Raw genomic sequence first — 6,071 nt, 5'->3', positions numbered from 1 at the left:
GGGCGGGCGGTGTCGTCACACCGCCCGCCCCGGCCCGGTTCCCCCTCCGGTCCCCCTCGGGCCGTCAGCCCCGGGCGCGGGCGCGGAACCTGGTCAGGGCCACGGCGCCACCGCCGGCGAGGAGCAGGGCGAGGGCTCCGCCCGCGATGTACGGGGTGGTGGAGCTGCCGCCGGTCTCGGCGAGGTTCTCGGTCGGGGTGGAGCCGCCGTTGTTGGTCTTGATGCCGCCGTCGTCCTCGGGCTCGGTGGGCTCCGGCGAGGGCTGCGCGGTGGGCTTCTCGGTGGGCTCCTGGGTCGGCTGCTCGGTCGGCTTCTCCGTGGGCTGCTCGGTCGGCTTCTCGGTCGGCTGCTCCGTGGGCTTCTCGGTGGGCTTCTCGGTCGGGGTCGCGCCCTTGGGCGTCTCGCAGGTGGCCTCGGCGAGGGTGACGGTGCCCTTGACCTTGGCCACGCCGAGCTTGAGCGGGTCGACCTCGACGTTGAGCTCCAGGGCGGTGGCGGCGGCGGTGCGCTCGGTCACGGTGGTGCGGGAGAGGTCGAGGGTGACCGTGCCGACGGCCGGCACGTCGACCTGGCTGCGGCCGCCTGCGGAGAGGGTGATCTTCTGGCCGAGGACGCGGACGGAGCCGAGGACGTTGGACTCGGCGACCGGCTTGCGGCCGGCCTCGCAGACCGCCTTGGAGGTGACCTTCTCGACCTCGATGATGGCGAGGGCGGGCAGTCCGGGCACGTGCAGGCGGGCCTTGGCGAGGTTGACGTACCCCTCGGCCTTCTTCTCGTCGACGGTGGCGGTCGAGGTGGCGACGTCGGCGGTGAGGATGTCGATGGGCTTGTCGTCCTCCGCGCCCCGCACCTTCACGCTGAGCGCGGTCTCGCTCTCGCTCGCGGGCGCCTTGACCTCGTTGAGCGTGGCGCGGACCGGGACCCGGACGGTCTCGCCGACCAGGGAGACGTCGAGTCCGGCGCGCAGCACGACGGCGGTGGCGCGGCCCTCGCCGCTCTCGCCGTCCTTCGCCTGGGCGGCGGGGGCCGCGAGGAGCACGGGGCCGACGGCCAGGGCGACGACGGTCGCGGCGGCGGCGGTGCGGCGGACGGGCGCGCGGAAGGTGTTGCTGTTCAAGATGGTGGAACCCCCACAGAAGGACATGGCGTCGCCGGCCGCTCACCACGGGGACGGTGGGTCTGCGCGGCGGCGGCGACTTGAGACACCGGAATCTTTACGCACGGAGAGTGAACTGACAGTCGCCTGCCGTGAGTTCACTCCAAAGGGGGGTTTCCGTGTTCATTTTCGATTCTTTACGACACAACCGTTCCCGGTCGTCCCGCGTGTTTCGTACGGGGAGGTGTGTCCGGCGCTCGCGGAGCGTCACGGGAGCTCCACGTGAGCGCCACGTGAGCAAGAAAAACGATCCGCGCCCCGGTGGGGTCACGGATCGTCAACATCGCGCCGAAACGGCCCGGTTCAGCTCGCGCGCCAGTAGCCCAGCGCGTGGACCCGCTCCTTGGGCAGCGCCAGTTCCTTGCGGGCGTAGGCGGCCAGGGCGCGGGTGGTCGCGGTGTCGCAGGCGATCCACACGTACGCCTCGGGGCCGGCGAGCGCGGGCAGTTCGGCCCTGACCCGCTCGACGAGGGCGGCGCCGGACCGCTGCCGGGGCACCCGGCGCAGCTCGTGGCGGTCCGGGTCGGTACGGAAGGGCAGCTCCTCGTCGGAGGCGTGCTGGGTCTCGAACCAGATGGTGGCCGGGAGGTCCGGGTGGGCGTCGAGCAGCGAGTTCACGGCGGGCAGCGAGGCGGGGTCGCCGATGACGAGCAGCCGCGCCGGCCGGGGTTCGGGGGTCTCGAAGCCGGTGCCCTGGAGGGTGGCCTCGACGGTGTCGCCGGGGGCGCAGCCGCGCGCCCAGTGGCTGGCGGGTCCGTCGTGGAGGGCGAACTCCAGGCTGAAGGTGCCGGCCTCCAGGTCGGGGTCGACCAGGGTGTAGCCGCGCTGGTGCGGCTTGCCGGCGTTCTCGAACCAGATCCGGACCCACATCGTCGGGTGGATCCCGGCGGCGGCGAGCAGCCCGCCGTCGGTGAAGTGGACGCTCCGGTAGTCCTCGGTGACCTGCTCGGCCCCCGTGACGGTGAACGTGAAGTCCTTGGCGCCCATCAGCTTCAGGACGGCGCCCTGCCACCCGTGCCCCACCGCGTGCTCCTCCCCCGGGACCCATGGGTTACTTTGGGTCGGCGATTAATTTAGGCCAGCCTAACCTAACGACATCTGGAAGCACACGGACGGGATCGGATCGCGTGAGCATCGAGGTCTACCGGGACGCGTACGGCGTCCCCCATCTCCGCGCCGCGGACCCGGAGGAACTGGCCTTCGCGCAGGGCCGGGTCACCGCGCGGGACCGCGCCTGGCAGCTGGAGGTCGAGCGCCACCGCGCCCAGGGCACCACGGCCGCCTTCCTCGGCGCCGCCGAGACCGGCTGGGACGTCTTCGTCCGCCGGGCCAGGCTCGCCGACACCGCGCGCCGCTGCCTGGCCCGCCTGGAGGAGACCGACCCGGAGACCGCCGCGTGGGTGCGGGCGTACGCGGACGGGGTGAACGACGGGCTGGCCGAAGGGGCCCGCCGCGCCCCCGAGTTCGCGGCCACCGGCCTCCTCCCGGGCCGCTGGGAGGCGTGGACGCCGCTGGCCGTCTGGCTCTCCACCCACATCCTCTTCGCCGGGTTCCCGACCAAGCTGTGGCGCGAGCAGGTGGCGACCGGCCTGGGCGAGGAGTGGACCGAGCTGTTCGCCGCCGACGGGCCGGCCACGGCCGGGTCCAACGGCTGGCTGGTGGCCGGGGAGCGGACCGCGAGCGGGGCGGCCCTGGTGGCCGGCGACCCGCACCGGTTCATCGAGTCGCCGGGCGTCTACCAGCAGATCCGGCTCGCCTGCCCCGCGTACGACGTGGTCGGGCTCGCGGTGCCAGGTGTGCCCGGACTCGCCCACTTCGGGCACACCGGGCAGGTCGCCTGGGCCATCACCAACGCGATGGCCGACTACCAGGACCTCTACCGCGAGCGGCTGCGGCGCACCGGAGACGGCGGAGTGGAGGCGTACGGCCCCGAGGGCTGGCGCCCGGCCGCCGCGCACACCGAGACGGTCGAGGTCTCCGGCGGCGAGCCGGTCCTGATCGAGGTGATCGAGACCGAGCGCGGCCCGGTGATCGCGGGCGAGGCGCCGGAGCGCGTGGGCGACGCGCCGGACGCGGGCGCCGAGTGGGAGGGGCTGAGCCTGCGGTACGTGCCCCGGGTCACCGGCCGGCTGGGCTTCGAGGCCCTGCCGCGCCTGCTCGCCGCCCGTACCGTCGCCGGGGTCGACGCGGCGCTCGACGCCTGGGTGGAGCCGGTGAACGTGGTGCTCGCCGCCGACACCGAGGGCGGGCTGCTGCACCGGGTCGCCGGGCACGTCCCGGTCCGGGACCGGGCCAACTCCCTGCGGCCCGTACCGGCCTGGGATCCGGCGCACGCCTGGGCCCCGGAGCCCGCGCCGCTGCCGCGCGCCGAGGTGACGGGCGGGTACGCGGTGATGGCCAACGCGCGGGGGCTCGCCGCCCCGCTCGGCGTGGAGTTCGCGCCCCCGCACCGGGCCGACCGGATCGCCGAGCTGCTCGACGCCTCCGACGCCTGGACCGCCGAGGCCACCGCCGCCGTCCACCGCGACACCGACAGCCGCGCGGCCGCCCGGCTGCTCGCCGCCGTGGAGGCCGCCTCCGACGGCCTCTCCCCCGCCGCCGCGGACGTCCGGAAGCGGCTGCTCGCCTGGGACCGGCGGATGGAGGCCGACAGCGTCGACGCCGGGCTCTACGCCGCCGTGCGCGGCGCGGTGGTGCGCCGGCTCGCCGCGCACGAGGTCTTCGCCGGGCTGCGCGAACCCGCCCCGTACCCCGAGGTGTTCCGGCCCTGGCTGTACCTCGGCCCCCGGGTCGGCCTCGCCCTGGAGACGCTGCTGGTCACCGGCCCCGTGCCGGCCGGCGACGTCGCCCGGACCGTCCGCGAGGCGCTGGAGGAGACCGGCGCGGGCGAGCCGCCCGCCGCCTGGGGCGCCACCCACCGCCTCGCGCCCTGGCAGGCGCTGCCCGATCCCGACGACGAGCGGTGGCCCGCGCTCGGCGGCGACCACGACTGCGTGCTCTCCACCTCCAGCGCCCCCGGCTACACCGACCGCGGCGCCCGGGCCTCCGCCGCCCGGTACGTGTGGGACCTCGCCGACCGCGGACGCGGCGGCTGGATCGTGCCGTTCGGCGCGTCCGGGGTGGCCGGCGACCCGCACCACGAAGACCAACTCCCCCTGTGGCTGCGGGGCGAACTCGCCCCCGTCACCACCGACTGGAACCGCCTCACCAAGGAGCAGGGATGACCACCCCCGTACACGTCCAGACCGTCGAGGGCCTCGGCACCGTCAGCATCCGGCCCATCGTCCCGGACGCGGACGCCCCGCTCATCCACGCGTGGGTCAACGAGGAGCGGGCGCGCTTCTGGGGCATGAACGGCACCACCGTCGAGCAGGTCCGCGACATCTACGCGCACCTGGACTCGCTCACCACCCACCACGGCTTCATGGTGGAGCTCGACGGGGCGCCGGCCGCGATCTTCCAGACGTACGAGCCCGAGGCCGACCGGGTCAGCGAGTGCTACGAGGTGGAGGAGGGCGACATAGGCTGCCACTTCTTCATCGCCCCCAGCAGCGCCCCGTCCCACGGCTTCTCGGCCGGTCTGATCAGCGCGCTGGTCGCCTACTGCCACCGCGACCACCTCCGGATCGTGGTCGAGCCGGACGCGGCGAACGAGAAGGCCGTCTCCCGCATGGCGAAGGCCGGATTCGAGCTCGGCCCGGAGGTCGTCCTCCCCGAGGTCGACCTGCCGGAGGTGTTCATCCCGGAGAAGAAGGCCCGGCTGGCCTTCCTGCGCCGGGCCGTCTGAGGCTCCTCCCGGCGGCTCCCCGCCGGGGCCCGCTCAGGCCAGGATCCGGCCGTTGACCACGACCCGCCGCGGGGCCGCGAGGACGCGGACGTCCGCGCGCGGGTCCTGGTCGTAGACGACGAGGTCGGCGGGGGCGCCCTCCTCCAGGGCGGGGCGGCCCAGCCAGGCCCTCGCCCCCCAGGTGGTGGCCGAGAGCGCGTCGAGGGCCGGGATGCCGGCCTTCGTCAGCTCCTCGACCTCCTCGGCGACCAGGCCGTGGGCGAGGGAGCCGCCCGCGTCGGTGCCGACGAAGACCGGCACGCCCGCGTCGTAGGCCGCGCGCACGGTGTCGTACCGGCGCGCGTGCAGCCGGCGCATATGGGCCGACCAGCGGGGGAACTTGGCCTCGCCGCCGTCCGCGAGGTGCGGGAAGGTCGCGATGTTGACCAGTGTGGGGACGATGGCCACCCCGCGCTCCGCGAAGAGCGGGATCGTCTCCTCCGTCAGGCCCGTGGCGTGCTCGATGCAGTCGATCCCCGCCTCGACGAGGTCGCGCAGCGAGTCCTCGGCGAAGCAGTGGGCGGTGACCCGCGCGCCGAGCCGGTGCGCCTCCGCGATCGCCGCCTCCACCTCCGGGCGCGGCCAGGACGGCGTCAGGTCGCCGACCTCGCGGTCGATCCAGTCGCCGACCAGCTTGACCCAGCCGTCGCCGCGCCGCGCCTCCCGCCCCACGTAGGCGACGAGGTCGGCGGGCTCGATCTCGTGCGCGTAGTTGCGGATGTAGCGGCGGGTGCGGGCGATGTGCCGGCCGGCCCGGATGATCTTCGGCAGGTCCTCGCGGTCGTCGATCCAGCGGGTGTCGGAGGGCGAGCCCGCGTCCCGGATCAGCAGGGTGCCGGCATCCCGGTCGGTGAGGGCCTGCTTCTCGGCGGTGTCCGCGTCGACGGGCCCGTGCCGGTCCAGGCCGACGTGGCAGTGCGCGTCGACCAGACCGGGCAGCGCCCAGCCCTCGACGGCCAGCGCCTCCCCGGCGGGCCGCTCGAAGGTGATCCGCCCGTCCACGCACCAGAGTTCGTCCCGTACGTCCTCCGGGCCGACGAGCACCCGCCCCTTCACGTGCAACACCTCGTGATCGCTCATGCCAGCACT

General features: G+C 74.7%; 5 protein-coding genes. 2 read left to right on the top strand and 3 right to left on the bottom strand.

Annotated elements, in window-relative coordinates; translation table 11 throughout:
• Window positions 1-64: 64 nt before the first annotated feature.
• Both ACFXMG_RS10270 and ACFXMG_RS10265 read right to left on the bottom strand, forming a co-directional pair.
• Entirely contained in the window at window positions 65-1,117 is a 1,053-nt protein-coding gene (locus ACFXMG_RS10270; RefSeq protein WP_383828369.1) for an SCO1860 family LAETG-anchored protein, read from the bottom strand.
• 342 nt (window positions 1,118-1,459) lie between these two features.
• A complete protein-coding gene (locus tag ACFXMG_RS10265) occupies window positions 1,460-2,179 on the bottom strand; it encodes a siderophore-interacting protein (RefSeq protein WP_383828367.1) in 720 nt (239 codons plus the stop codon).
• A 104-nt stretch (window positions 2,180-2,283) separates the two neighbouring features.
• Here ACFXMG_RS10265 and ACFXMG_RS10260 point away from each other — a divergent pair, with 104 nt between their 5' ends.
• Together ACFXMG_RS10260 and ACFXMG_RS10255 are read left to right on the top strand one after the other, a co-directional pair.
• Entirely contained in the window at window positions 2,284-4,380 is a 2,097-nt protein-coding gene (locus tag ACFXMG_RS10260) for a penicillin acylase family protein (protein WP_383828365.1), read from the top strand.
• Complete coding sequence (locus ACFXMG_RS10255; RefSeq protein ID WP_383828363.1) at window positions 4,377-4,943, top strand: GNAT family N-acetyltransferase; 567 nt, start codon at window positions 4,377-4,379, stop codon at window positions 4,941-4,943. The genes ACFXMG_RS10260 and ACFXMG_RS10255 overlap by 4 nt, the downstream gene beginning before the upstream one ends.
• A gap of 33 nt (window positions 4,944-4,976) precedes the next feature.
• Here the strand turns inward: ACFXMG_RS10255 and ACFXMG_RS10250 are convergent, their stop codons facing one another.
• Window positions 4,977-6,062 carry an amidohydrolase family protein gene (locus ACFXMG_RS10250; protein ID WP_383828361.1) on the bottom strand — a complete coding sequence of 362 codons (1,086 nt, stop codon included), beginning with the start codon at window positions 6,060-6,062 and terminating at the stop codon, window positions 4,977-4,979.
• Window positions 6,063-6,071 lie beyond the last annotated feature (9 nt).

Source organism: Streptomyces sp. NPDC059201, from assembly GCF_042754585.1.
Classification (GTDB): Bacteria; Actinomycetota; Actinomycetes; order Streptomycetales; family Streptomycetaceae; genus Streptomyces.
The sequence above is the reverse complement of the archived record's forward strand: the minus strand, read 5'-3'. Positions and strand labels throughout refer to the sequence as shown.

Coding starts and splice junctions, on each gene's coding strand:
- ACFXMG_RS10255 (WP_383828363.1), top strand. CDS start 4,377: ATGACCACCCCCGTACACGTCCAGACCGTCGAGGGCCTCGGCACCGTC.
- ACFXMG_RS10250 (WP_383828361.1), bottom strand. CDS start 6,062: ATGAGCGATCACGAGGTGTTGCACGTGAAGGGGCGGGTGCTCGTCGGC.